The organism is Burkholderia anthina (assembly GCF_902498995.1).
In the GTDB taxonomy this organism is placed as follows: Bacteria; Pseudomonadota; Gammaproteobacteria; order Burkholderiales; family Burkholderiaceae; genus Burkholderia; species Burkholderia anthina.
Genome location: NZ_CABVLY010000037.1, coordinates 41,542 through 67,121, shown reverse-complemented (window position 1 = coordinate 67,121; position 25,580 = coordinate 41,542). Strand labels below are relative to the sequence as shown.

Annotated in this window: 26 protein-coding genes; 10 read left to right on the top strand and 16 right to left on the bottom strand. The window is 67.3% G+C overall.

Features of this window, described 5'->3' with window-relative positions; all coding sequences use genetic code 11:
- Positions 1-589, bottom strand: a 589-nt coding sequence (locus BME24068_RS32115) for a LysR family transcriptional regulator (RefSeq protein ID WP_174928488.1), incomplete at its 3' end; no start/stop codon positions are given.
- A gap of 110 nt (positions 590-699) precedes the next feature.
- Here BME24068_RS32115 and BME24068_RS32110 point away from each other — a divergent pair.
- From BME24068_RS32110 to BME24068_RS32100, 3 genes are all read left to right on the top strand, one after another.
- Positions 700-1,083: a tautomerase family protein gene (locus BME24068_RS32110; RefSeq protein WP_057924044.1), complete on the top strand. Its 384-nt coding sequence runs from the start codon at positions 700-702 to the stop codon at positions 1,081-1,083.
- 127 nt (positions 1,084-1,210) lie between these two features.
- Positions 1,211-2,839 (top strand): CHAD domain-containing protein, encoded by a 1,629-nt coding sequence (locus BME24068_RS32105; protein WP_174928487.1) that lies wholly within the window; start codon positions 1,211-1,213, stop codon positions 2,837-2,839.
- Between the two features lie 48 nt (positions 2,840-2,887).
- On the top strand, positions 2,888-3,736 hold the full coding sequence (locus BME24068_RS32100) for a TOBE domain-containing protein (protein WP_174928486.1): 849 nt from the start codon (positions 2,888-2,890) through the stop codon (positions 3,734-3,736).
- Between the two features lie 166 nt (positions 3,737-3,902).
- Here BME24068_RS32100 and BME24068_RS32095 read toward each other — a convergent pair whose 3' ends face one another.
- The 4 genes from BME24068_RS32095 to BME24068_RS32080 form a co-directional block, all read right to left on the bottom strand.
- The gene (locus BME24068_RS32095) at positions 3,903-4,604 is read right to left on the bottom strand and encodes a sulfate/molybdate ABC transporter ATP-binding protein (RefSeq protein WP_174928485.1); all 702 of its coding nucleotides are present in this window, start codon (positions 4,602-4,604) and stop codon (positions 3,903-3,905) included.
- An 88-nt stretch (positions 4,605-4,692) separates the two neighbouring features.
- A complete protein-coding gene (gene modB / locus BME24068_RS32090; protein WP_174928491.1) occupies positions 4,693-5,370 on the bottom strand; it encodes a molybdate ABC transporter permease subunit in 678 nt (225 codons plus the stop codon).
- Between the two features lie 10 nt (positions 5,371-5,380).
- Positions 5,381-6,178 carry a molybdate ABC transporter substrate-binding protein gene (gene modA / locus BME24068_RS32085; protein WP_174928484.1) on the bottom strand — a complete coding sequence of 266 codons (798 nt, stop codon included), beginning with the start codon at positions 6,176-6,178 and terminating at the stop codon, positions 5,381-5,383.
- Positions 6,179-6,314: 136 nt separating this feature from the next.
- Positions 6,315-7,013: a phosphatase PAP2 family protein gene (locus BME24068_RS32080; protein ID WP_174928483.1), complete on the bottom strand. Its 699-nt coding sequence runs from the start codon at positions 7,011-7,013 to the stop codon at positions 6,315-6,317.
- A 248-nt stretch (positions 7,014-7,261) separates the two neighbouring features.
- On the opposite strand from BME24068_RS32080, the gene BME24068_RS32075 reads away from it, so the two are divergent.
- Together BME24068_RS32075 and BME24068_RS32070 are read left to right on the top strand one after the other, a co-directional pair.
- Complete coding sequence (locus BME24068_RS32075) at positions 7,262-8,371, top strand: extracellular catalytic domain type 1 short-chain-length polyhydroxyalkanoate depolymerase (protein WP_174928482.1); 1,110 nt, start codon at positions 7,262-7,264, stop codon at positions 8,369-8,371.
- An 81-nt stretch (positions 8,372-8,452) separates the two neighbouring features.
- Positions 8,453-8,629 carry a DUF3563 family protein gene (locus BME24068_RS32070; protein WP_096504109.1) on the top strand — a complete coding sequence of 59 codons (177 nt, stop codon included), beginning with the start codon at positions 8,453-8,455 and terminating at the stop codon, positions 8,627-8,629.
- Between the two features lie 107 nt (positions 8,630-8,736).
- On the opposite strand, the gene BME24068_RS32065 is transcribed toward BME24068_RS32070, so the two are convergent.
- From BME24068_RS32065 to BME24068_RS32045, 5 genes are all read right to left on the bottom strand, one after another.
- Entirely contained in the window at positions 8,737-9,156 is a 420-nt protein-coding gene (locus tag BME24068_RS32065) for an organic hydroperoxide resistance protein (protein ID WP_096504107.1), read from the bottom strand.
- Positions 9,157-9,310: 154 nt separating this feature from the next.
- Complete coding sequence (locus BME24068_RS32060) at positions 9,311-9,763, bottom strand: MarR family winged helix-turn-helix transcriptional regulator (RefSeq protein ID WP_096504105.1); 453 nt, start codon at positions 9,761-9,763, stop codon at positions 9,311-9,313.
- A 173-nt stretch (positions 9,764-9,936) separates the two neighbouring features.
- Positions 9,937-10,746: a BPSS1780 family membrane protein gene (locus tag BME24068_RS32055; RefSeq protein WP_174928481.1), complete on the bottom strand. Its 810-nt coding sequence runs from the start codon at positions 10,744-10,746 to the stop codon at positions 9,937-9,939.
- Positions 10,737-11,735: a homoserine kinase gene (locus BME24068_RS32050; RefSeq protein ID WP_096504101.1), complete on the bottom strand. Its 999-nt coding sequence runs from the start codon at positions 11,733-11,735 to the stop codon at positions 10,737-10,739. The genes BME24068_RS32055 and BME24068_RS32050 overlap by 10 nt, the downstream gene beginning before the upstream one ends.
- A 107-nt stretch (positions 11,736-11,842) precedes the next feature.
- Positions 11,843-12,250, bottom strand: coding sequence for a hypothetical protein (locus tag BME24068_RS32045; protein ID WP_096504099.1), 408 nt, complete (start codon positions 12,248-12,250; stop codon positions 11,843-11,845).
- 140 nt (positions 12,251-12,390) lie between these two features.
- Between BME24068_RS32045 and BME24068_RS32040 the strand changes: the two genes are divergently transcribed.
- Positions 12,391-13,917 carry an AMP nucleosidase gene (locus BME24068_RS32040; protein WP_096504153.1) on the top strand — a complete coding sequence of 509 codons (1,527 nt, stop codon included), beginning with the start codon at positions 12,391-12,393 and terminating at the stop codon, positions 13,915-13,917.
- Positions 13,918-13,989: 72 nt separating this feature from the next.
- Here BME24068_RS32040 and BME24068_RS32035 read toward each other — a convergent pair whose 3' ends face one another.
- The 3 genes from BME24068_RS32035 to BME24068_RS32025 are packed head-to-tail and all read right to left on the bottom strand — an operon-like array spanning position 13,990 to position 16,425.
- Positions 13,990-14,961: an aldo/keto reductase gene (locus BME24068_RS32035; RefSeq protein WP_174928480.1), complete on the bottom strand. Its 972-nt coding sequence runs from the start codon at positions 14,959-14,961 to the stop codon at positions 13,990-13,992.
- A 37-nt stretch (positions 14,962-14,998) separates the two neighbouring features.
- Positions 14,999-15,805, bottom strand: coding sequence for an SDR family NAD(P)-dependent oxidoreductase (locus BME24068_RS32030; RefSeq protein WP_174928479.1), 807 nt, complete (start codon positions 15,803-15,805; stop codon positions 14,999-15,001).
- Positions 15,806-15,855: 50 nt separating this feature from the next.
- Positions 15,856-16,425: a cupin domain-containing protein gene (locus BME24068_RS32025; RefSeq protein ID WP_239007968.1), complete on the bottom strand. Its 570-nt coding sequence runs from the start codon at positions 16,423-16,425 to the stop codon at positions 15,856-15,858.
- Between the two features lie 40 nt (positions 16,426-16,465).
- Here BME24068_RS32025 and BME24068_RS32020 point away from each other — a divergent pair, with 40 nt between their 5' ends.
- Positions 16,466-17,398 carry a LysR family transcriptional regulator gene (locus tag BME24068_RS32020; protein ID WP_174928478.1) on the top strand — a complete coding sequence of 311 codons (933 nt, stop codon included), beginning with the start codon at positions 16,466-16,468 and terminating at the stop codon, positions 17,396-17,398.
- Positions 17,399-17,499: 101 nt separating this feature from the next.
- Here BME24068_RS32020 and BME24068_RS32015 read toward each other — a convergent pair whose 3' ends face one another.
- Both BME24068_RS32015 and BME24068_RS32010 read right to left on the bottom strand, forming a co-directional pair.
- Complete coding sequence (locus tag BME24068_RS32015) at positions 17,500-17,775, bottom strand: hypothetical protein (protein WP_096504149.1); 276 nt, start codon at positions 17,773-17,775, stop codon at positions 17,500-17,502.
- 399 nt (positions 17,776-18,174) lie between these two features.
- The gene (locus BME24068_RS32010; protein WP_096504091.1) at positions 18,175-18,936 is read right to left on the bottom strand and encodes an LOG family protein; all 762 of its coding nucleotides are present in this window, start codon (positions 18,934-18,936) and stop codon (positions 18,175-18,177) included.
- A gap of 1 nt (position 18,937) precedes the next feature.
- Between BME24068_RS32010 and polA the strand changes: the two genes are divergently transcribed.
- The 3 genes from polA to BME24068_RS31995 all read left to right on the top strand — a co-directional run bounded on the left by polA (position 18,938) and on the right by BME24068_RS31995 (position 24,568).
- The gene (gene polA, locus BME24068_RS32005) at positions 18,938-21,691 is read left to right on the top strand and encodes a DNA polymerase I (protein WP_096504089.1); all 2,754 of its coding nucleotides are present in this window, start codon (positions 18,938-18,940) and stop codon (positions 21,689-21,691) included.
- Positions 21,692-21,971: 280 nt separating this feature from the next.
- Positions 21,972-23,306, top strand: coding sequence for an NAD(P)/FAD-dependent oxidoreductase (locus BME24068_RS32000; protein WP_174928477.1), 1,335 nt, complete (start codon positions 21,972-21,974; stop codon positions 23,304-23,306).
- A 386-nt stretch (positions 23,307-23,692) separates the two neighbouring features.
- Entirely contained in the window at positions 23,693-24,568 is an 876-nt protein-coding gene (locus tag BME24068_RS31995; protein ID WP_174928476.1) for a dienelactone hydrolase family protein, read from the top strand.
- Between the two features lie 51 nt (positions 24,569-24,619).
- On the opposite strand, the gene BME24068_RS31990 is transcribed toward BME24068_RS31995, so the two are convergent.
- Entirely contained in the window at positions 24,620-25,489 is an 870-nt protein-coding gene (locus BME24068_RS31990) for a sulfurtransferase (RefSeq protein WP_174928475.1), read from the bottom strand.
- Between the last annotated feature and the right edge of the window lie 91 nt (positions 25,490-25,580).

Sequence of the window (25,580 nt, the reverse complement as noted above, 5' to 3'; positions counted from 1 at the left end):
CGGCGGCACGCACGCCGCACGGGCCGGCCAGCACCGCGAGCGGCAGCGGCTCGCCCGCGCGCGGCGCCCAGTCGGGCGCGGCGAGCCATGCGAGCGGCTCGGTAAACAGCAGCGTGCCGTCGTCGCGCGGCGGATCCTCGCCGGGTTCGTGCCGGACGATCACCGCGTCGAGCCGCCGCTCGTCGTACTGCACGAGCAGGTTCGACGACGTTCCCAGATGCATTTCGAGCGACAGCCCCGGATCCTGCCGGTGCAGGCTGGTCAGCACGGCCGGCAGGTCCGGCACCGCGACGTGTTCGCTGACACCGAGCGACAGGCGATGCGTGCCGGCGGAAATCGTGCCGAGCGCGTGATCGTGCGCGTCGAGCAGCGCGCGCGCGGCCGGCAGGAAGTTCTCGCCGTCGGCCGCGAGCTTGACGACGCGCGGCGTACGCGCGAGCAGCGGCTTGCCGAGGTGGGTTTCCAGCCGCTTCAGTTTCAGGCTGACGGCCGACTGCGTCGTGCCGAGCGCGTCGGCGGCGCGCGTGAAGCTGGCGAGATCGGCCACCAGCACGAACGCGCGAACCGCATCGAGGTCGAGGACTTTCATTTCGAATGTAAATGAATGAAATATTGATCGATGACTGTTCATTATAGTTAAGCGCGCCTAACCTGACGTGGCGTTCTCGTTTTTTCAACGTCACCGAAAGGAGCAGCACCATGCCATTCACCCGTATCGCAGTGCGCGAAGGCAAACCGGCCGCCTATCGCGCGGCGCTCGTCGACGGCGTGCATCGCGCGCTGATGCACACGTTCAACGTGCCCGAGGACGACATCTTCATGGTCGTGACCGAGCATTCGGCCGAGAACTTCGTATTCGGCCGCCATTACCTCGATATCGAACGCAGCGACGATCTCGTGATGATCCAGATCACCGCGAACAACACGCGCACGCTCGAGCAGAAACAGGCGCTGTACCGGACGATCGCGGAAAACCTCGCGCGGCAGCCCGGCGTGCGGCAGCAGGACGTCTTCATCAGCCTCGTCGAGGTGCTGAAGGAGGACTGGTCGTTCGGCAACGGCATCGCGCAATACGTCGTTTGATGCATGACAGGGCGACAGGGGCCGGATCGTCGCCCGCGCGTTTTCGCGCCGTGTACTATGGAAGCTGCTTCACGGACGACGCCGGCACCGGGCATGCGCCGGCGATTCTTCATGTGCAGGAGTCTCCATGTCGCGTGTGCTGGAAATCGTGTTGTGCCTGTCGTTGGAAGGTTGGCCGGTCAAGGCGGGAAGCCGGGCCCGAGGCGCGCAGCGCGACTTCGGTGCCGAACTCGTCCGCGCGTGGCGGATCTGTCCGCAGGTGCGCATGCGCCGCGGCCAGGAGCGCGTGACGATCGAGCCGTGCCAGATCGAGGAGGCCGAGCCGAACCCCGGCGAGCGCTGGTGGACGTGGGTCGAGTCGAATGCGCAGGGGCGCCGGGTCGTCGCGTCCCGCACGAAGGCATTCGCGCCGGGTGTCACGGAGCGCGAGCTGTTCGACGCCGAGCATGCGGGTATCGTCGTTGCGATGCCGGAGCCGGCGGCGCAGGCAGACACCGGATCGGCGGACGCAACGGATGAGCGCGATCGCGCGAGCACCGGTGCGGTGGACGAAGCGGCGCTCGCCGCGTCGTCCGGGCCGCCGCCGTTGCAGCTCGTGAGCGAGCGGCGGCGCGGGCGATGGGCGGACGACAGCGGCGTGGTGGTCGAGATGACGCTCGACGACATCGCGCTGCATGGCGGCACCGAGCCGCCGCGCCGTCACGTCGAGCTGCGTCTCGCGGCGCCCGATTGGGAAACGCCGCCCGCGCGCGCAGCCGCATTGCATGCGCTGTTCGCCGCCGCGCGCGAGCTGAGCGGCGCGTGGCCCGCGTTCGTGCAACTGACCAGCGTCATCGATCGCGCGTGCGCGGGCGAGTCCGCCGTCGCCGAGCCGGTCAAGGCGCAACTCGTCGACCTGACCGGTATCCGCACGCAGCGCGCCGCGCTGTTCGCGCTGTCCGGCGACATCGTCGCGCAATGGCTCGGCAACGAAGGCGGCGTACTCGATCGCGACGATCCCGAATTCGTGCACCAGATGCGCGTCGCGCTGCGCCGGTTGCGCACGCTGATGCGCTTCTTTCCGCGCTTCGCGGACGAGCAATGGCAGGACACGTTCGGCGTCGACCTGCGCTGGCTCGCCGCGCTGCTCGGCACGGTGCGCGACTGGGACGTATTCTCGACCGAGAGCCTGCCCGCGCTGATCGCGGTCGACGGCGGCAGCGCCGACTGGAACGGCACGCTCGACGCCGCGCGTGCGCAGGCGGCGGCCGCGCGCGTCGAATTGCGGCAGGCCCTGCATTCCGCGCGCTATGCGCGACTGACGCTGGGCTGGCTCGAATGGCTGAGCACGCTCGCGCTGCCGTCCGCGGAAGGCGACGATACCCCGTCGCTGCGGCGTCACGCGACCAAGCGCGTGCGCCGGCTGTTCGGCCATCTGTATGCGTCGCCGTCGCTCACGTCGCTCGACACGGCCGCGCGGCACCAGGTGCGGATCGATGCGAAGCGGCTGCGCTACGCGCTCGAATTCTTCGCGTCGCTGGCGTCGCGCCGCACGCGCAACGAGACGGTCAAGACGCTCGCGCGCGTGCAGAGCGTGCTGGGCGAGGCGAACGACACGATGGTCGCGCTGCACCATCTCGAACAACTGGCGGCGCCCGCGTACCAGCTCGGTTTCGTGCGCGGCTACGGGGCCGCACTCGAGCAACGTGCGGCGCGCGACGCCGAGACGCTGCTCGCGAGCCTGCGTCCGCCGCGGCTCGACGGGAAGTCGGGTTGAGCGGTGCGCGCTCACTATAATGACTCCCCGTTTTCTTCGACCAGACCGATGACCGACGCGTTGCCTCCTTCCTCTGCTACCGAACCGCTCGAACTGGGCGGCGAACTATGGTTGCGCGCGGGCGCGCAGACGCTCGGCGGCGCCACCCGCATCGCGCTGCTCGCGGCGGTCGGCGACACCGGTTCGATCACGCGCGCGGCAAAGTCCGTCGGTCTCAGCTACAAGGCCGCCTGGGATGCGATCGATACGATGAACAATCTCGCCGGCGAACCGCTCGTGATGCGTTCGACGGGCGGCAAGGGCGGCGGCGGCACGACGCTGACGCCGCGCGCGACGTCGCTGATCGCCGCGTTCCGCACGATCGAGCGCGAGCATCGCCGCTTCATCGACGCGGCCGGCGCGGCGGTGGCCGGTTTCGACGTCGACTGGGCGCTGATCGGCCGGATCGGGATGAAGACGAGCGCGCGCAACCAGTTGTTCGGCAAGGTCGAAGCGATCGTGCGCGGCACGATCAACGACGAAGTGACGCTCGTGCTGCCCGGCGGGCAGGCGATCGTCGCGGTGCTCACGCACGAAAGCGCCGACGGGCTCGGCTTGCAGCCCGGCGCGGATGCGTGCGCGCTCGTGAAGGCGTCGTGGGTCGTGCTGGCCGTCGACGACGACGGCGAAGCAGGGGCCGAAGCGTTGACAGTGTCCGCGCGCAACCAGTTGCGCGGTATGGTCGACGCCGTTGCGGCAGGTGCGGTGAACAGCGAGGTGACGCTTGCGCTCGATGGCGGCGGGACGCTCACGGCCGTCGTCACGAACGACAGCGTCGATGCGTTGCGGCTCGACGCGGGCCGGCGCGCGATCGCGTTGTTCAAGGCATCGAGCGTGATTCTGGCGGTGACGGGCTGACCATACGCGGCGGCGCGGGCCTTTGCCGTAGCCGCGTCCGGACGGAGGCGAAACCGGCGCAGCCCGGGGGGCGAGGCGCCGGCTTCGATCCCGGTTGCAACTTATGCCGCCAGTACGGCTTCTCTCAGGCTCCAACGTGGCTGCCAGGGCCACTGCCTTCGCGCGCTCAGGTGACGTGCGTCGGCCACTCGGCGTGCGGCGTCGCCGCCTGCACGCGTCCTTCGCTCAATTGCACGACCTGGTCGCCGAACGCGGCGACGTCGTCGGGGTCGTGCGAGATGAGTACCATCGGGATGTCGAGCCGCGCCTGCAGTTCCGCGAGCTCGTGACGCATGCGCTGGCGCATCGCGCCGTCGAGCGCCGAGAACGGCTCGTCGAGCAGCAGGATGCGCGGTTGAGCGACCAGCGCGCGCGCAAGCGCGACGCGCTGCTTCTGTCCGCCCGACAACTGCGACGGAAACTGCCCGGCGAGCTTGTCGAGTTCGAACGCGTGCAGCCAGTACGCGACTTCGGGCGGCACCGTTTTCGCGCGCGGATTGCGCAGGCCCGGCGTGAGTCCGAATGCGATGTTCTGGCGCACGTTCAGGTGCGGAAACAGCGCGTAGTCCTGGAACAGGTAGGCGACGCGGCGTGCGCGCGTCGGCACGTCGATGCCGCGTGCGGCATCGAACAGCGGTTCGCCGTTCAGCGTGACCGTGCCTTCGTCGGGCGACAGCAGGCCGGCGATCGCCTGCAGCGTCATGCTCTTGCCCGCGCCGGACGGCCCGAACAGCACGACGCGCTGCGTGGTGGCGGTAAACGACACGTCGAGCGTGAAGCGGCGCTCGGCGTTCGCGTAGGTCTTGCGGATATCGACGGAGACGCTCATGCGGGCCTCCGTCGTGCCGCGCCGCGCGTGGCGGAAAGGCGGATCGTCATGCGGCGCGCGGCCGAACGACGCGGATGTGACGCGCGCGTCATGTCAGTTGGCTCCGGCCGGCCCGCGACGGCACGAGCCAGCCGGTCGCAAGCAACACGAGCACGCAGGTGATCGACGTCACGAGCACGAGGAAGTTGGCGGTGTTGTCGTCGCCGGCCTGCACGGCGGCATAGATCGCGACCGACAGCGTCTGCGTGCGGCCGGGCAGGTTGCCGGCGATCATCAGCGTCGCGCCGAATTCGCCGAGCGCGCGCGCGAACGCGAGCAGCGCACCGGCGAGGATGCCGCGCGTGGCGAGCGGCAGCGTCACGCGGAAGAACACCGCGGCTTCGCCGAGCCCGAGCGTGCGCGCCGCGCGCTCGAGATGCGGATCGACGTTCTCGAACGCGGTGCGCGCCGACTTCAGGATCAGCGGGAACGCGACGACCATCGATGCGATCACCGCGCCCTGCCACGTGAAGACGAGCTCGATGCCGAGCCTGTCGAGCCATGCGCCGAATACGCCACGCCGGCCGAGCAGCACGAGCAGGTAGTAGCCGAGCACCGTCGGCGGCAGCACGAGCGGCAGCGTCAGCAGCGAATCGACGACGTCGCGCATCGGCGAGCGCCAGCGTGCGAGCACGAAGGCGGCCGCGACGCCGAGCACGATGTCGAGCGCGGTCGCCCAGCCGGCGACCTTCAGCGACAGCAGCAGCGGTACCCAGGCGTCCTGCATCACGCTACGCTCACTTGCTCGCGGGCTTGAAACCGAACGTCGACAGCACGGCCTGGCCCTGCGGCGACGCGACGAAGTCGATGAACGACTGCGCCTGCGCGGCATGGCGGCTGTCCTTGACCACCGCGATCGGATAGGTGATGGCCGTTTGCGTCGGCACGGTCAGTGCGACCTTCACGCGGCCGGGCATGATCGCCGCGTCGGTGCCGAACACGAAGCCCGCGTCGACTTCGCCGCGCGCGACGTAATCGAGGCTCTGGCGCACGTTCGCGGCCAGCACGCCCTTCGCGCTGATGGCGTCCCACACGCCCGCCGCGCGCAGCGCGCCTTCGGTGTAGCGGCCGACCGGCACCGACGCCGGGTCGCCGTACGCGACACGCTTCACGCCCGGCGCCGTCAGGTCGTTCAGCGACGTCGGCGCGGCCGCGTGGCTGTCGGCCGGCACGATCAGCACGAGCGAGTTCGCGGCGAAATCGCGGCGCGTGCCGGGCACGATGACGTTTTCGCTGACCGCGCGATCCATCGCCTTCTGGTCGGCGGACGCGAACACGTCGGCCGGTGCGCCCTTGGCGATCTGCTGCATCAGCACGTCCGACGCGCCGAAGTTGAACAGCACCTTGGTGTCCGGATGCTGCTTCTGGTAAGCGTCGCCGACGGCCTTGAACGCGTTCGTCAGGCTTGCGGCTGCCGAGACGACCAGTTCGTCGGCAGCGGAAGCCGGTGCGCTGAACGCGATCCCGGCGGCAAGCGTGGCGATCGGCAGAAAGCGGAGCAGGGTGCGGCGAAGCGGGCGAACGGTTGAGCGCATGGTCTGATCGTTTGAATGGTGGAAAACCGTAATCGTAATATAGGGCGGGTTATAACGCTCGACATACCGTTCATGTGACGGCGCACATGAAATCGTCAGACTTGAGAGCGGGCGGGAATGACGCTCGCGCGGCCCGTCACGCGTGCAGCAATGCCGCCGCCGATTCGCTGCGCTGCAGCGACGACGGCTGCGACGCCGGCCGGTAGTTCGGATTGGCTTTCCAGCGCGCGCGGACGAACGGGCGCTCGTGCCCCGACAACTCCAGCGCGACCTTGGTGACCCAGCGGTGCGACGGAACCGTGATGCCGTGCAGCGCGACCGTGACGAGGGCGAGGCTCGCGACCACGGCCGGCACCGACCAGCGGTGCGGCATGGCGCGCCACGAACCGGCGATGAACGCGATCGCGGCGATCGCGCCGACGATGCAGCCGGTGATCGATTCGGATGGCGAATGGGCATCCAGCGCGACGCGCGACACGCCGACCGCGATGCCGGCCGCGAGCCCGAGCGCGATGCCGGCGATCCGGGCCGGCGCGCGCGTGCGGATCAGCGCGAGGAAGATCGCGACGGGATACACCGACGTCGACAGCATCGCGTGGCCGCTGAAGCCCGTGAAGTCCCACGAGCGGATGCCGATGCCCCAGCCGAGGAACGCGATCTTCGTGAGCGCGACGACCGCGATCGCGGCCGCGAGCACCCCCAGCCACGCGACCGAACGCTGCCACGAGTAGCCGAGCGCTAGCCAGACAGCGATCGTGACCGCGAGCGGCAACGTCAGGCCGGCGCCGCCGAATGCGGTGATCATGATCCACAGGTGAGAGGACAGGTCGAACATCGGGAAGGGAGCAGGCAGAGGCGGGACGAATGCTTAAATCAACGCGCGAGCCGGAAAGAACGACTACAACGGATACAAGCGGCCAGACCCGAGTATAGCGCCGCGTGTGCTCGGGGCCCGTTTTTCGCGGCGCGGGGAACTATCCGCGTGCAGGAAAAATCCCAGAAACAGTGTTATGGTGCATTGCACAAACGCGAACGATGCACCCTGTGTGGTGTCCCCATTTTTCCTGACTGCGAGCCCGATCGATGACCAAAAGTCTGACGAAGGTATGGCTGGGCGGCGTGAAACGCATGCTGTCTCCGGCTGCCAAACGTGCGGCGCGCGATGCCCAGCGGATCACGCGCGATACGCTCGAGGCCGCGGCGTCGTCCGCTGCCGCTGATCTGTCCCCGCCGCGCGAATCGCGCGTGCGGCCTCGCGCGGCGGCGTGGGCGGCCGGCGAATGGACGCGCGGCGAGCATCCGATGGCGCCGGCGCTCGGCCGCCTGGTCCAGCAGCTTGCATATGGCCTCTACGTGCCGCCAGGCCGTCGGCGCGGCGCGATGCCGCTCGTCGTGATGCTGCACGGCTGCCAGCAATCGGCCGACGAGTTCGCGCAGGGCACCCGGATGAACCTGCTGGCCGACAAGCACGGTTTCGCGGTGCTGTATCCCGAGCAATCGCTGCGCGCGCACGCGCACGGCTGCTGGCACTGGTACGAAGACACCGACCGCGCGGGCCGCGGCGAAGCGGACGCGGTCGCGTCGCTCGTCGACGCGCTCGTCGACGAGCGCGGTTTCGACGCGTCGCGCGTGTACGTCGCGGGCCTGTCGGCCGGCGCGGGCCTCGCGTCGCTGCTCGCGCTGCACCATCCCGACCGCTTCGCGGCGGTCGCGCTGCATTCGGGCCCGGCGCTCGGCGAGGCGAATTCCGGGATCAGCGCGATGGATGTGATGCGGCGCGGTCTGCGGCTGAACCCGGCTGCGGCCGTCGATGCGCTGGTCGACCCCGGTTCGCATCCGGGCATGCCCGCGCTGATCGTGCAGGGCGACGGCGACCATGTCGTCGCGCCGAAGAACGCCGATCAGTTGACCGTGCAGTTCATGCGCCTGAACGGGCTCGCGGACAGCCGCGGCGCGCTGCGCGGCGGCGACCGCGCGGAGACGCGCGAGGCGGGCGCGCAGATCACCGACGTGCGCCGCGACGGCGAACCGGTCGTGCGGCTGTGTCACGTGAAAGGGCTTGATCATGCGTGGGCGGGCGGCGACGAAGCCGTGCCGTTTCACGCGGCCGTCGGCCCCGATGCGAGCGCCATGATCTGGTCCTTTTTCGAACAGAATCGCCGAACTGTGGCGACCGAACGACGCACCGTCTGATCGATGCTAGCCAAAGTTTAGGGTTTTCCCTATAATTCGGGAAAACCCTAGTCAAAGAACCTTTGGATTGCGAGATCGAACATGTACCTGCTGAGCCACCTCTTCCTGATGCTGACCAAGAACGCCGAGAAGGCCTCGAAAGAGCGCGCCGAAGCGTACCTGTCCGAAGCGACCGACATCTACGATCTCGAATTCCGTATGCGCAAGATCGATCGCGAAGCGGCGATGGGCCGTCCGTTCTCGTTCGGCTCGCGTTAAGCAGCGCGGCACGGGCCGGCTCGTCAGTCGGCCCCGAGAATTACGCAAAAGGGCGTGTGCGGCACAAGCCGCACACGCCCTTTTTGCATTTGGCGCCGTGCGTCGCGTCAGACGACCGTCAGGCGTACCGGCACGTTGTTGCGCGTGGCGTTCGAGTACGGGCACACCTGGTGCGCCTTGTCGACCAGCGCCTGCGCGTCGGCCTTGTCGAGACCGGGCAGCGACACGCGCAGCTCGATGTCCAGCCCGAAGCCGCCTGCATCGTTCGGGCCGATGCCCACTTCTGCCGTGACCTGCGTGTCGGCCGGCAGCGCTTGCTTGTTCTGGCCGGCGACGAATTTCATCGCGCTCAGGAAACAGGCCGAGTAGCCTGCGGCAAAGAGCTGCTCCGGATTCGTGCCTTCGGCGCCCGTGCCGCCGAGCTCGCGCGGCGCGGCCAGCTTCACTTCCAGCTTGTTGTCGGCGGATACCGCGCGGCCGTCGCGGCCGCCCGTGCTCGTGGCGCTCGTCTTGTACAGAATGTTCATCGTGCAGCTCCTGTCGAAGGAAAGGGAGGAAAGCGGTCCGGTCGGACGGGGTGTCGCCGGCCACGAAGAAAATATAGAACACAAATGATTTGTGTGCAAATGAAATTTTAAAGAAAAAGCCCGACAGTGCCGGGCCCGTTGGCGGCGCGGTGCGTCAGCTTTCGTTGGCGTCCGACAGCGCGCTGCGCAGTTGCTGGAGATCCGCGCGCAGCCGCACCAGGAATTCGGGTGTTTGCTGCATCGCGCAAAAGAGATCGGCGGGTACCGAGCGCGCCTTGTCCTTCAGCGCGCGTCCTTCCGCCGTCACGCGCACGTTCACGACGCGCTCGTCGGTCGCGCTGCGCACGCGCTCGACATAGCCGAGCGCCTCGAGCCGTTTCAGCAGCGGCGTGACGGTGGCCGGGTCGAGGTCGAGCCGGCCCGCGATGTCCTTCACCGCGATGTCGTCGCGTTCCCACAGCACGAGCATCGCCAGATATTGGGGGTAGGTCAGCGACAGCTTGTCGAGCAACGGCTTGTACGCCTTCGTCATCGCATGCGACGTGGCATACAGCGCGAAGCAGAGTTGCTCGTCGAGCGTCTGGGGTAATGGGGGCAGACGGTCCATGATTCGGGCGGCGCGTCGGACGCGCTAACGATTTGCACACAAATTATTTTGCGCGCAAATGATTCGGTTGAACAGGGGAGACGGGCAAACGGTGGCGGGCTGGACGGGCCGCCGGCAACGCCCGGCCCGGGCGGGGAAGGGCGGCCGGCGACGCGCGCCGGCCGATGCCGGGCTCAGCGGCCCGACGCGGGCGTCGGGCCGCCCGGTTCCTGCACGCCGAAGCAGCCGCGATAGGTCGCGTAAAAGGAGCAGTACATCATCGTGACGATGATGATCGTCACCGGCATCATGATCGTCAGCCCGTAGGCGCCGGCGCCGAGCGCCTGCAGCAGCAGCGACAGGCCGAACGACGTGCCGAGCGCGACGCCGAACCACAGCAGGCCGTACACGACGAATGCGCCGCGATTGCGCCAGCAGCTGACGATGCTGAAGAACAGCGCCTTGGCGGGCGGAATGTCATGCCACGCGGTGAGCACGGGTGCGAACCAGAACAGCATCGCGACCGGCGCGTAGAGCAGCGTCGCGAGGAGCAGTGCGCCGAGCGTGCCTTGCGCGGCGAGCGCTTCCGGCGTGGTGCTCGGGTCGCCCGTCGTGCCCAGCATCATGTGGAGCAGGGCGCCGCCGTCCACGATCGACGAACCGGCGAACACCAGCACCATCAGCGCGACATAGACGACGCCGAGCACGAGCAGCCGCTGCGTCGTGGCCGGGCCGTACGAGCGGAAGCCGTCGATGAGGATCGTCGGCATCACCGGTTTGCCGGCCACCGTGTCGCGGCACGCGGCCATGAAGCCGACCGCGATGCCGGGGATGAACAGCAGCGGCAGCGCCGCGCCGACCACCGGCACCATCGACACCAGCGTGATCGCCAGCAGGTACGTGAAGAACAGCGTGATGAACGCGAGCGGGTTCCGGCGGAACAGCCAGATGCCTTGACGGAACCAGACATAGCCCGCTTTCGCGGGCACTTCGATCAGTTGCATGCGGTGTGGATCTCGGGAAGCGCGGGCGTATGGGCAATACGCTCACGCAGGATGCGTTCGAAATGGCCGGGGTCGTGCGGTTTGAGCATTTCGGCCGCACGCGGCAGGTAGAAGTCGTACAGGCGCGATACCCAGAAGCGGTACGCGCCGGCGCGCAGCATGTCGCGCCAGTGGCGGCGTTCCTCGGCCGTGAACGGGCGCACCGTCTGGTACGCGCGCACCAGCGCGTCCGCGCGCGCGACGTCGAGCACGCCGGTGGCGAGGTCGACGCACCAGTCGTTGACGGTGACCGCGACGTCGAACAGCCATTTGTCGCAGCCGGCGAAATAGAAGTCGAAGAACCCGCCGAGCCGGACGTCATGGCCGGTATCGGGCGCCGCGTGCGCAAACAGCACGTTGTCGCGGAACAGGTCGCAGTGGCACGGGCCGCTCGGCAGCGCCGCGTAATCGTCCGACGCGAAGAATGCGGCCTGATGCGCCAGCTCGCCCTCGAGCAGCGTGCGCTGCGCGTCCGAGACGAACGGGACGATCGCCGGCACGTTCTCCTGCCACCACGGCAGGCTGCGCAGGTTCGGCTGGTAGCGAGGATAGTCGCGGCCGGCCAGGTGCAGGCGCGCGAGCATCTGCCCGACCTCGATGCAGTGTTCGACCCCCGGTGCGAGTTCGGCGGCCCCGTCGAGCTTCGTGACGATCGCCGCCGGCTTGCCGTGCAACTCGCCGAACAGCGCGCCGTCGTCGCGGGGGACCGGATCCGGCACCGGCACGCCGTGGCCGGCCAGATGGCGCATCAGGTCCAGGTAGAACGGCAGTTGTTCCGCCGTCAGCTTTTCGAAGATCGTGAGGACGTACTCGCCGCGCGTCGTCGTCAGGAAGAAATTGCTGTTTTCGATGCCGGACGGAATGCCGCGGAACGCCAGCACGTCGCCCAGTTCATAGTGGCGCATCCATTGCGCGAGATCGGAGTCGGAAACAGCGGTGAAAACGGCCATGCGAGATGCGTCTGGTCAGTTGTCGGCCCGCGCGGGGCGTGCAGCGCGACAGGAGGTGAAGGGGGAGCCGCCGCGCCGCATCGGGATCGATGCGGCGCGGCAGGAAATCAGTAGCGCAGGTTGACCGACGGCAGGCGCGTGATCGGGACGCCCGCGTCGTGCGGCTTCGGCGACGTGTCGAGCGTCGAGCTCATCTGGTAGCGCGTGCCGAAGTTCGACTTCACGTCGATCTCGACCGGCTTGCCGCGATCGCGATACTCGGTGACCTCGGTGCCGTTCTTGCTCTTTTCATGGAAGCTCGGCGTGCGGCGGATGTCGGCGAAATCGACTTTCGACGTGACTTCGGCGCCCGGCCGGTTGATCTTGCGGAGATCGGGCAGGCCGGCGGCTTCGTTGGCCTCGGCCTGGGCCTGCGCGTCGGCGGCCGGCGTGCTGCCGGCGGCATAGGCGGCGCCGGCGGTGGCGAACGTGCCAGCGAACGCGGCGGCAGCGGCGACGAGAATGAGCGGCTTCATGATGAGTCTCCAGTGAACCTTCCGATTTTAGCAAATACTGCGCGCCGCCCGGCCTTCGTTTGCAAGCTGCGTGCAAGCGGGCGGCCATGAGCGCGACCGGGTTCCGTGGTAATGTCGTTGGATCAGACGAGGTGATGAAAATGAAGAACGATTTGAGCCGCCGGCACCGGGTGCTGACGCCCGAGAGCCCGCCCGTCGAAGCATTCGACGATCCGATCACCGCCGTCGCGCGGCTGTCGGCCATCTACGATACCAATACCGGTTTCCTGCGCGATGCATTCGCGCGCTACCGCCGCCACGAACCGATCACCGAGCACGTGCGCGCGTGCTATCCGTTCGTACGCATCCGCACCGAAGTCAATACGCACGTCGATTCGCGCCGCTCGTACGGTTTCGTCGCGGGCCCGGGCGTGTTCGAGACCACCGTCACGCGTCCCGATCTCTTCGCGAACTACTATCGCGAGCAACTGCGTCTGCTGTCGAAGAACCACCATGTAAAGATCGAGATCGGCGTGTCGTCGCAGCCGATTCCGATCCACTTTGCGTTCCCCGAAGGGATCCACCTCGAAGGCGAACTCGACCGCGACCGCCTGCTCGCGATGCGCGACATCTTCGATACGCCCGATCTGTCGTATCTCGACGACCGCATCGTCAACGGCACGTTCGAGCCCGAGCATGGCGAGCCGCATCCGCTCGCGCTGTTTACCGCCGCGCGCGTCGACTTCTCGCTGCACCGGCTGCGTCACTACACGGCCACGTCGCCCACGCATTTCCAGAATTACGTGCTCTATACGAACTATCAGTTCTATATCGACGAGTTCGTGAAGCTGGGCCGCATGCTGATGACCGAAAGCAGCGATCCGGAGGTGCGTGCGTACCGCAGCCAGTACAGCGCGTTCGTCGAGCCGGGCGACGTCATCACGTACAACGCGAATCTCGGCAGCGAGGCGGCCGAAGGCGCCGCGCCGCCGCGGCTGCCGCAGATGCCCGCGTATCACCTGAAGCGCGCGGACGGCAGCGGGATCACGATGGTCAACATCGGCGTCGGCCCGTCGAATGCGAAGACGATCACCGACCACATCGCGGTGCTGCGTCCGCATGCATGGGTGATGCTCGGTCACTGCGCGGGCCTGCGCAACACGCAGCGTCTCGGCGACTACGTGCTCGCACACGGTTACGTGCGCGAGGATCACGTGCTCGACGCCGACCTGCCGCTGTGGGTGCCGATCCCGGCGCTCGCCGAAGTGCAGCTCGCACTCGAGCGCGGCGTGGCCGAAGTCACGCAGCTCGAAGGCGTCGAGCTGAAGCGCGTGATGCGCACGGGGACGGTCGCGAGCGTCGACAACCGCAACTGGGAACTGCGCGATCACCGCGAGCCCGTGCAGCGCCTGTCGCAGAGCCGGGCGATCGCGCTCGACATGGAAAGCGCGACGATCGCCGCGAACGGGTTCCGCTTCCGCGTGCCGTACGGCACGCTGCTGTGCGTATCGGACAAGCCGCTGCACGGCGAGCTGAAACTGCCGGGCATGGCCGACACGTTCTATCGCGGGCAGGTCGACCAGCATCTGCAGATCGGCGTGAAGGCGATGGAGATCCTGCGCACGAACGGGCTCGACAAGCTGCATAGCCGCAAACTGCGGAGCTTTGCGGAAGTGGCGTTTCAATAAGACAGCGCGTTGTCCCGCAGTGTCACCATGGCGCTGCCGGAGCGCGCCTTCAGCCGGGCCCGCGCGCCCGGCTCACCATTGCACCGGTTCAACCGTGCGATCGAATGCCGCCTCGACCAGCGCGGTTTCGTCATCGTCGAGCGTGAGACCGAGTGCCGCGAGCGCGTCGGTCACGTGATGCGGCTTCGACAGCCCGACGATCGGCGCCGTGACACCCGGGCGGCGCAACGCCCATGCGAGTGCAATCTGCGCGGGCGGCACGCCGCGCGCTTGCGCGACCTGCCCGACCGTCTCCACGGTCGCCGCGACCGCATCCCGACCGTCGTACCACGACGCGATCTGCTGATCGGTGGCGGCGCGCGTCGTTGCGGCGTTGCGCGAGCCGGCCAGCAGCCCGCGACCGAGCGGCGACCACGGCGTGTACGCGATGCCTTCGCCGATGCACAGCGGCAGCATGTCGCGCTCGTCGTCGCGGCAGATCAGGCTGTACTGGCTCTGCATCGACACGAACGGCGCCAGACGGTGATGCCGCTGGTAGTCCAGCATCTTCATGAACTGCCACGCATGCATCGACGATGCGCCGAGATAGCGGACCTTGCCGCTCCTGACGATCGCGTCGAGCGCATCCAGCGTTTCCTCGATCGGTGTGTCCGGATCGAAGCGATGCACGATGTACAGATCGATGTAGTCGGTGCCGAGACGCTGCAGCGATGCGTCGATGCTCGAAAACAGATGCTTGCGCGACAGTCCGCGCGCATTCGGCGCGTCGCGCGTCGGAAAAAACGCCTTCGTCGCGATCACGACGTCGTCGCGCGTCGCGAAGTCGCACAGCGCGCGACCGAGAATGCGTTCACTCTCGCCGTGCGAATAGATGTCCGCCGTGTCGAAGAAGGTCACGCCTGCATCGAGCGCGGCGCGGATGAACGGCAGCGCGTCGCGTTCGGTCGCGACCCACGGCCGCCATGCCGGGTCGCCATAGGTCATGCAGCCGAGGCAAAGTCTCGATACCTTCATCCCGGACGTGCCCAGTCTCACGTATTCCATCGGTTCCTCTCTGTCGTGGGTCGCGATGCCGCGTCGTTCAACGCATGCCGGCGATCGTATAGCCGCCGTCGACCAGAATCGATTCGCCGGTGATGAAGCGCGCGGCGTCGCTGCACAGCCACACGGCGGCATCCGCGACGTCCTCGGGCGTGCCGACCCGCCGCGCGGGCGTGAAGGCGGCGAACGGGCGCAGCATCTCGTCGTCGCCGAAGCGGCGCGCCATCGGCGTGTCGATGACGCCGGGGTTCACGTTGTTGATGCGGATGCCGTGCGGCCCGCCCTCGAGCGCGACCGCGCGGACCATCGCGTCGAGCGCGCCCTTGCTCGCCGAATAGACCGACGAGCCGGCGAGCGCGCCGCGCGCGAGCCACGACGACGTATTGACGATCGCGCCACCGCCGCCGTGCGCGAGCATGGCTTCCATCTCGAGCTTGACCGACAGCCAGGTGCCCTTGAGATTGGTGGCGATCACGTGGTCGAAATCGGCTTCCGTCTGGTCGACGATCGGCGCGAACGTGCCTTCGGTGCCGGCATTGTTGAATGCCGCGTGCAGCGCACCGTAGCGTTCGATCGTTGCGGCAACGAGGGCGCGGACGCTGTCGGACGATGTGATGTCGACAGGGACGGCGAATGCGTCGCCTCCTTCCCCGACGATCGCCTGCACGGTTTCGTCGAGCAGCGCCGGGCGTCGGCCGGCGACGACGACACGGGCGCCGTGCCGGGCGAACGCGATCGCGGCGGCGCGGCCAATCCCGGTGCCGCCGCCGGTGACGAGGGCGACACGGCCGTCGAGGCGCGACGGCGTATCGGCAAGCGGGGGGCGCGGAATGCGTGAGTCGGACATGATGGATGGCTCCGGATGAGGGGAAATCGTGGCGGTCGACGGGCCGGCGTTCAGTCTTCGCCGGCGGATACCGTCAACGGCGCCCCGGGGGCACCCGCGTAGAACACGATGAGCTCGGCCGGCTCGTCGCCGGTCTCGCCGCGATGAACGCCGCCGACCATTTCCGGCACCACGTCGCCGGGACCGAGCGCGAGCCGCTTGCCGTCGCTTCGACGTACCGCGTTCAGGTGTCCGGACAGCACGTAGCCGACGTTGATCGACGGATGCTGGTGCCATGGCAGTACGGCGTGCGGCGGGATCGTGTAGCGTACGACGGTGATTTCCGGTTGCTGCCGCGGGTAGGCGCGGTAGCGCGAGCCGTCCCATGCGCGGGTGGTTCGCAGCAGGACCGTTTCGTCCGCGCGAGCCTCCTGCGCGGCGACGGTCGATGTGCCTGCGGCGATCATCGCGATCGCGACGGCGGTTCGGGAAACGATGGAGAATGAGCGCTGGTTCATGGCGTGCGGCCCGCCGGGCCGGGGCGTTGAAGACAGCGTCATTGTGCGAAGCCGGTCGCGGTGCGAATAGTGCCGGTTCGGTTGAAACCGATTCAACGCGACCGGCACGCGCTGCAACGCCATGGATGAATGCCCGGGCGAATCGGGCTTGACGGAGTGCCGAATGGATCGTTTGAAAGCGTTGACGGTATTTGTCCGCGTCGCGGTCGCGGGCAGCATCAGCGCGGGCGCCCGCGAACTGGGCATGACGCCGCAGGCGGCAAGCAAGCAGGTCGCCGGGCTGGAGACGCTGCTGAGCGTTCGGCTGTTTCAGCGTTCAACGCGCCGGATCGCGCTGACGGCCGAGGGCGAGCGCTTGCTGGCCCAGTGTCGTGGCGCGGTCGGCGAACTGGAGAGTGCGCTGCGCATGCTGGACGACGATCGCGCGCAGCCGGTCGGGACGATCCGTGTCGCGGCGCCGTATTCGTTGGCGAGGCGCTTTCTTGCGCCGTTGCTCGGTGAGTTTTGCGACCGTCAGCCGGGCGTGACCGCCGAGCTGATCGTCAGCGACGATATGGCCGACATCGTCGAGCAGCGGATCGACATCGCGCTGCGGACCGGTAATCTGCCCGACAGCGGACTGGTCGCGCGTCGCGTCGCCGACCTGCAACTGATCGTGTGCGCGGCGCCCGCGTACCTGCGTCGGCACGGCGAACCGCAGACGATCGACGCATTGGCCGAGCATCGCTGCACCGCGTTCCTGTACCCGCGCACGGGCAAGCCGTTTCCGTGGGAATTTCTCGTCGACGGCGGCGTGCATACCCGGCAGGTGCGTCCGTTCATCGCGACCAACGATATCGATGCGGAACTCGATACCGTACTGAGCGGCGCCGCGATCGGCCAGTTCTTCGGCTATTCCGTCCACGCGCACGTGCGCGAAGGGCGCCTCGTGCCGTTGCTGACCCGGCACGTCACATCCCGCTACGGTCTCTATCTGTGCATGCCGCAGCGCACCCATCTGCCGCGCCGAAACCGGCTGCTGATGGACTTCCTTGCCGACCGGCTCGGCGCGCATCCGGACCTGGCGCCGCTGTCGCTGGCGGATGCGGCGGCGTGACGACCTGACGGGACGTATCCCGGCGGCGGCCCGGAAACGGCAAGGCCGCCTGGCACCGTGGTGCGCAGGCGGCCTTGCCGTCTAGGTTCGCGTCGTGGCGTTCAGCACTCGCCTTTCTTCGCGTGTCCCGGCGGGCAGTGATAGCCGCGCCCTTCGTGACCACGATAGCGCTGATGGTCTTCCCATTCGCGGCGCTCCCAGTAGCGATGGCCGTCCCAGTAGCGGTCGCCGTGCCAGCCAACCACCACCACGGGCGCAGGCGCGACGACGACCGGCGCGGGCGTGCCGATGTTGACGTCGACGTTGACGGCGTGGGCGAGGCCGGACAGCGAAAGGCCGAGGCCGGCGAAGGCGAGGGCGATCAGCGAGCGTTGCATGTTCTTTTCCGTGATGTCGTTGTTGAAAGGTCGGCGCGACGCGATGGACGCGAGGGGGAATCGTTCCACCGGGGGGCCGCCACGCCGACGACTGCAGTGTGCTGGCGCGGCGACGAAAAGGCGAGACGTGTTTGTTACCGCGGATTGGCGTGACGCGGTGCGACCGGATGGTGCGCGCGCAGCGTGATTTGACAATGACGAGCCGCCCGCGCGGGACGTTGCCGCGCAGCGCGCGGCGCGGGCGGCCGGGATTTGACATTCGACGGCACGCGACCGTGAAACCGGATTAACGCGACGTTACAAAGTCATGCGCGGCAGGAGGCCGAATGGCCATGCCTGCCGCGCGTGAAGCGATACGCCGGCCATGAGGCCGGCCATCGACATCGATCGATCACGGATTTACAGATAGAACATGCGGTCTTCTTCGGGCCGCGGCGGATGACCTTCGCCATCGTCCGAGCCTTCCTCTTCGCCGCTGTCCTCGTAGAACGCGAGCACGGCGTCGAGCACCTGGTCGGGATCGTCGATCACCTGCATCAGGTTCATGTCTTCCGGATTGATGAGGCCCATCGGAATCAGCTGGTCGCGGAACCATTGCAGCAGACCCTTCCAGAACTCGCTGCCGACGAGAATGATCGGCACGAGGCGCGACTTCTTCGTCTGGATCAGCGTGAGCACTTCGGACAGTTCGTCGAGCGTGCCGAAGCCGCCCGGCATCACGATCACCGCGTCGGAGTTCTTCACGAACGTGACCTTGCGCGTGAAGAAGTGACGGAAGCGCAGCGAGATGTCCTGATAGTGGTTGCCGGCCTGCTCATGCGGCAGCTCGATGTTCAGGCCGACCGACGGTGCCTTGCCCGCGTGCGCGCCCTTGTTCGCGGCTTCCATGATGCCGGGGCCGCCGCCGGAGATCACGGCGAAGCCGGCGTCGGAGAGCTTGCGCGCGATCTGCACGGCGAGCTTGTAGTGCGGCGTGTCGGGTTTGAGACGGGCAGAACCGTAGATGCTGACGGCAGGGCGGATCTCCGACAGGTACTCGGTCGCCTCGATAAACTCTGCCATAATCGTGAACATCTGCCACGATGCGCGCGCCTTCTTGGCCGTCGCGCGTTCTTGGTCTGCGAGCGAACGCAGACTCGGAATCACTTTTCTCTTGTTCATAATGCCTGAAGAACGAAATCTGGAAGGTAAGACCCTGCTATTGGTTGACGGTTCGAGCTATCTGTATCGGGCTTACCATGCGATGCCTGATTTGCGTGGCCCTGGCGGGGAGCCGACCGGAGCGCTCTACGGAATCATCAACATGCTGCGCCGTATGCGCAAGGAAGTCAGTGCAGAGTATAGCGCTTGCGTGTTCGATGCAAAGGGCAAGACGTTCCGCGATGACCTTTATGCCGACTATAAGGCAAACCGTCCGTCGATGCCGCCCGATCTTGCCTTGCAGGTCGAACCGATTCACGGCGCGGTGCGCGCACTCGGCTGGCCGCTGTTGATGGTCGAGGGCGTCGAAGCCGACGACGTGATCGGCACGCTCGCGCGCGAAGCCGAGCGGCACGGCATGAACGTGATCGTGTCGACCGGCGACAAGGATCTCGCGCAGCTCGTCACCGATCACGTCACGCTCGTCAACACGATGACCGACGAGACGCTCGATCGCGACGGCGTGATCGCGAAGTTCGGCGTGCCGCCCGAGCGGATCATCGACTACCTGTCGCTGATCGGCGACACCGTCGACAACGTGCCGGGCGTCGAGAAGTGCGGGCCGAAGACGGCCGTCAAATGGCTGTCGCAATACGACAGCCTCGACGGCGTGATCGAACACGCGGGCGAGATCAAGGGCGTGGTCGGCGACAACCTGCGCCGCGCGCTCGACTTCCTGCCGCTCGGCCGCAAGCTCGTGACCGTCGATACGGCCTGCGATCTCGCGCCGCATCTCGAATCGATCGAGGCGTCGCTGAAATCCGACGGCGAAGCGCGCGACCTGCTGCGCGACATCTTCGCGCGCTACGGCTTCAAGACGTGGCTGCGCGAAGTCGAGAGCGCGCCCGCGGAAGGCGGCGGCGCCGATGCGCCGGAAGGCGAGCCGGCGCCGGCGGTGATGGCCGACATTGTCCGCGAATACGACACGATCCAGACGTGGGAGCAGTTCGATGCATGGTTCGCGAAGATCGATGCGGCCGCACTGACCGCATTCGATACCGAAACCACGTCGCTCGATCCGATGGCGGCGCGACTCGTCGGGCTGTCGTTCTCGATCGAGCCGGGCAAGGCTGCCTACCTGCCGGTTGCGCACCGCGGCCCCGACCTGCCCGAGCAGCTTCCGTTCGACGATGTGCTCGCGCGCCTGAAGCCGTGGCTCGAATCGGCCGATCGCAAGAAGGTCGGCCAGCACCTGAAGTACGACGCGCAGGTGCTCGCGAATTACGACATCGCGCTGAACGGCATCGAGCACGACACGCTGCTCGAATCGTACGTGCTCGAATCGCATCGCACGCACGACATGGACAGCCTCGCGCTGCGTCATCTGGGCGTCAAGACGATCAAGTACGAAGACGTGGCCGGCAAGGGCGCGAAGCAGATCGGCTTCGACGAAGTCGCGCTCGAGCAGGCCGCTGCGTACGCGGCCGAAGATGCCGACATCACGTTGCAGCTTCATCAGGCGTTGTATCCGCAGGTCGCGCGCGAGCCGGGCCTCGAACACGTGTATCGCGACATCGAGATGCCGGTGTCGCTCGTGTTGCGCAAGATGGAGCGCACCGGCGTGCTGATCGACGATGCGCTGTTGCAGGCGCAAAGCAGCGAGATCGCCACGCGGCTCATCGAGCTCGAGGGCCAAGCGTACGAACTGGCCGGCGGCGAATTCAATCTCGGCTCGCCGAAGCAGATCGGGCAGATCTTCTTCGAGAAGCTGCAGTTGCCGGTCGTGAAGAAAACGCCGAGCGGCGCGCCGTCGACCGACGAGGAAGTGCTGCAGAAGCTGGCCGAGGATTATCCGCTGCCGAAGCTGCTGCTCGAACATCGCGGGCTGTCGAAGCTGAAGTCGACCTACACCGACAAGCTGCCGCGCATGGTGAACCCCGCAACGGGCCGCGTGCATACGAACTATGCGCAGGCCGTCGCCGTCACGGGCCGCCTCGCGTCGAACGATCCCAATCTTCAGAACATTCCGGTGCGCACGGCCGAAGGCCGGCGCATCCGCGAGGCATTCATCGCGTCGCCGGGCCACCGGATCGTGTCGGCCGATTATTCGCAGATCGAACTGCGGATCATGGCGCACATCTCGGGCGACGCGTCGCTCTTGCGTGCGTTCTCGCAGGGCGAGGACATTCACCGTGCCACCGCCGCCGAAGTGTTCGGCGTGACGCCGCTGGAGGTCAATTCCGACCAGCGCCGGATCGCGAAGGTGATCAACTTCGGGCTCATCTACGGGATGAGCGCGTTCGGCCTCGCGTCGAACCTCGGCATCACGCGCGATGCGGCGAAGCTCTATATCGACCGCTACTTCGCGCGTTACCCGGGTGTGGCGCAGTACATGGAAAATACGCGCGCGGTGGCCAAGGAAAAGGGCTACGTCGAAACCGTTTTCGGCCGCCGCCTGTGGCTGCCGGAAATCAACGGCGGCAACGGCCCGCGCCGTCAGGCGGCCGAGCGCGCGGCCATCAATGCCCCGATGCAGGGCACGGCGGCCGACCTGATCAAGCTGTCGATGATCGCGGTGGACGACTGGCTCACGCGCGACGGGCTCGCGTCGCGCATGATCATGCAGGTGCACGATGAACTGGTGCTCGAGGTGCCCGACGGCGAACTGTCGCTCGTGCGCGAGAAGTTGCCGGAAATGATGTGCGGTGTCGCGAAGCTGAAGGTCCCGCTCGTCGCCGAAGTCGGCGCCGGTGCGAACTGGGAAGAGGCACACTGACGCATCGCTGCCTGATTCCCGCATTCCCGCGGCATATTGTTGCAGGGATGCTGAATATCGAGATGGTTTGCTTGTGGTCAACGCGCAAGCTCCCGGACAATGCATGTCAGCCAGGTCATTGTCGCGGGGGCAGCGCGCCCCGCGTTCCGGGGTCGGCGCATCGAAGTGCTTCGAACTGCACATCGATGATGTCCGAACTGGTTAATCCAGCGGGCGATGCGAACGCATCGCGTCCGTATCGTCCGGCGGCAGAAGTTTCGAATCGCAAAGGGGGAATCAGATGCATCGGATCATCATCGTAGGCGGAGGCGCGGGCGGCCTGGAACTGGCGACGCGGCTCGGCGACCGTTACGGCGCGCGCGGCAATCGTCCCGCGCGTGCGCTCGTCACGCTCGTCGACCGCAATCCGACCCACATCTGGAAACCATTGCTGCACGAGGTCGCGGCCGGCAGCATGGACCCGTTCACGCAGGAGCTCGAATACGCGGCGCAGGCGCGCTGGCACGGGTTCGAGTTCCAGCAGGGCGAACTGAGCGCGCTCGACCGCGCCGCGAAGCGCATCACGCTGTCGCCCGTCAACGACAGCGACGGCGAGGCGCTGCTGCCGGCGCGTGACCTCGAATACGACACGCTCGTGATCGCGATCGGCAGCACGACGCACTTCTTCGGCGTGCAGGGCGCGGCGGAAAACGCGATCGCACTGGATACCGTCGGCGAGGCCGAGCGTTTCCGCAAGCGGTTGATCGCTGCGTGCATGCGCGCCGAACATCAGGTGCCTGCCGAGCCCGTGCCGGGTGCGGCGTCCGAGCCGCGCATCCAGGTCGTGATCGTCGGCGGCGGTGCGACGGGCGTCGAGTTGTCCGCGGAGTTGCGCAACACCGCGCAGGTGCTGTCCGTGTACGGTCTGCACAAGCTCGATCCGCGGCACGACGTCGGCATCGTGCTGATCGAATCGGGGCCGCGGATTCTCCCGGCGCTGCAGGAACGCGTGTCCGCGGCGACGGCCGAACTGCTCGAGAAGCTCGGCGTGCGGCTGATGCTCGCCGAGCGCGTGACCGAGGTCGCGCCGGGCGTCGTGCATACCGCGAGCGGCAAGGCGGTGCGTGCGGACCTCACGGTCTGGGCGGCCGGCATCAAGGCGCCGTCGGTGCTGTCGCATCTCGACGGCCTGCAGGTCAACAAGCTCGGCCAGCTCGACGTGCGTCGCACGCTGCAAACCTTCACCGACGACAACGTGTTCGCGCTCGGCGACTGTGCCGCATGCGTGTGGCCCGGCAACGAGCGCAACGTGCCGCCGCGCGCGCAGGCCGCGCACCAGCAGGCGAGCTTCCTGCTGAAGGCGATCGGCTGCCGGCTCGACGGGCGTCCGCTGCCCGAGTTCACGTATCGCGATTTCGGCTCGCTCGTGTCGCTCGGTCACTTCAGCGCGGTCGGCAACCTGATGGGCGGGCTGATCGGCGGCAACATGCTGATCGAAGGGCTGTTCGCGCGGTTCATGTACATGTCGCTGTATCGGCTGCATATCGCGGCGCTGCACGGCTATCCGCGCATGGTGCTCGACACGTTCGCGCACTGGCTGCGGCGCACGACGTTGCCGCGCGTCAAGCTGCACTGAGCGCACGCTTCGTGCATGGAGCGGGCAGGGAACGGGTTCCCTGCCCGTCGTTGCTGCGGCTGAGGAAAGCGTCGCCGCTTGCCGCGCACCGCTGGTTGCAACGTCTTTTTCGTATCGATCGGCAAGCATTCGATCGCGCAGCGGCGTGTTGCGCGTGCCTGCCGCATGTGGATTCCAGGTCCCGTCGACACCGCTCGATCGAGCCGTCGTAATCGAGTCTTACACATCTGACAGTTGACGCAACAACGGATTATTGGGCATCTTGTCCGGGTTTCCGTTTGCGGCGGGGTGCCAACCGCCGCAACATCCGCGCCGTCCGCCGGCGCGATGCCCCGTCAGATCGAATCCGTGACCATGACGGCGGCGCCCAATCGAGGAGTGCATTCATGTTGAAACCCGAAGTCGACAGCCTGGTTCCCCACGTTCCGTTCTCGCGCCGCAAGTTCATGCAGGCCGCGCTGGGCGGCACCTTCGCGGCGGCCGTGCTGCCCGTGTCGGCGCAGACGGTCACGACCGACAGCGCCGGGCTGGACGTCGACACCATCGAGATCCGCTCGGGCGATGCGAGCATCCCCGCGTATCGCGCGCAACCGGTCGACAAGACGAACCTGCCGGTCGTCATCGTGATCCACGAGATCTTCGGCGTGCATGCGCATATCGCCGATGTCTGCCGCCGCTTCGCGAAGCTCGGCTATCTCGCGATCGCGCCGGACCTGTTCGCACGGCAGGGCAACGCGGCGAAGTATCCGACGATGAAGGAACTGTACGACCACATCATCAGCAAGGTCCCGGACCGACAGGTCACCGAGGATCTCGATGCGACCGTCGCGTGGGCCGGGAAGAACGGTGGCGACCTGTCGCGCCTCGGCCTGACCGGGTTCTGCTGGGGCGGTCGTCAGGCGTGGCTGTATGCGGAGCACAACCCGCACGTGCGCGCCGCGGTGGCGTGGTACGGGTTCGTCGAAGGCAAGACCGACGAGATGACGCCGTTCAATCCGGTCGATCGTGCGTCGTCGCTGAAGGTGCCGGTGCTCGGGCTGTACGGCGAGAAGGATCAGAACATCACGCAGGCGTCGCTCGCGGACATGCGCAAGGCGATCCAGACGAGCGATTCGAAGCTCGCCCGCGAATCGGAGATCGTCGTCTATCCGGATGCCGGCCACGCGTTTTTCGCCGACTATCGGCCGAGCTACGTGAAGGGCGACGCCGAGGACGGCTGGAAGCGCGCGATCGCGTGGTTCCACAAGTATGGCGTGATGTAAACGGCAAGCGGCGGCCGGAGCCGCCGCTTCGTCATCGCGCCGCGCCGGTGCTTACGGCGTCGGGCCGGTCGCGACCGGCCGCGACGGATCGGCGCTCCATTCGCTCCACGAGCCCGGGTACAGCGACGCGCCGTGCAGCCCCGCGATCTCGAGCGCGAGCGCGTTGTGGCATGCGGTAACGCCCGAGCCGCACTGCAGGATCGCGCGATTCGGTTCGGTGCCGGCCAGCAGTGTCGCGAACGTCTCGCGCAGTTCGTGGCCGGTCTTGAAGCGTCCGTCGGCGTTCAGGTTGTCCTTGAAGAACCGGTTGCGTGCGCCCGGAATGTGGCCGCCCACACGATCGATCGTTTCGTTTTCGCCGCGATAGCGGTCCGGTGCGCGTGCGTCGATCACGACGCGCGCGGGCGACGTCACGTTCGCGAGCACGGCTGCCGCATCGACCGTCGATTCGAGCGGCGCCCCCGTCCGGAAATCGCCGGCGGCAGGGTGCGGCACGTCGGTCGTCAGCGGCTGGCCGGCCGCTTCCCATGCCTGCAGGCCGCCGTCGAGCACGGCGACCGAATCGTGTCCGAGCCAGCGCAGCAGCCACCACAGGCGCGCCGCGTAGGCGCTGCCTTGCGCGTCATAGGCCACGATCTGCTGGCCCTGTTTGACGCCGCGGCTCGCGAGCAGCGTGGCGAGCGCGTCCCGGGTCGGCAGCGGATGGCGGCCGTTGGTGCCCGTCTTGCGCCCGGACAGGTCGCGATCGAGATGAAGGTACCGGGCGCCCGCGATATGGCCGGCCGCATAGGCGGCTTCGCCTGCGTCCGGATCGGCGAGATCGAAGCGGCAGTCGAACACGGCGACGCTGCCGGGCGCGGCGGCCAGGCGCTCGGCGAGATTGGCTGCGGAAATGAGCGTGGTGTAGTGGGTGTGTGGCATGACGGCTCCCTGGAGTGCAAACGGCCTGATACTCCAAGTCTAAACAAAAAAAGACGGGCCGAAACCCGTCTTTTCATATGCCGAATGCCGT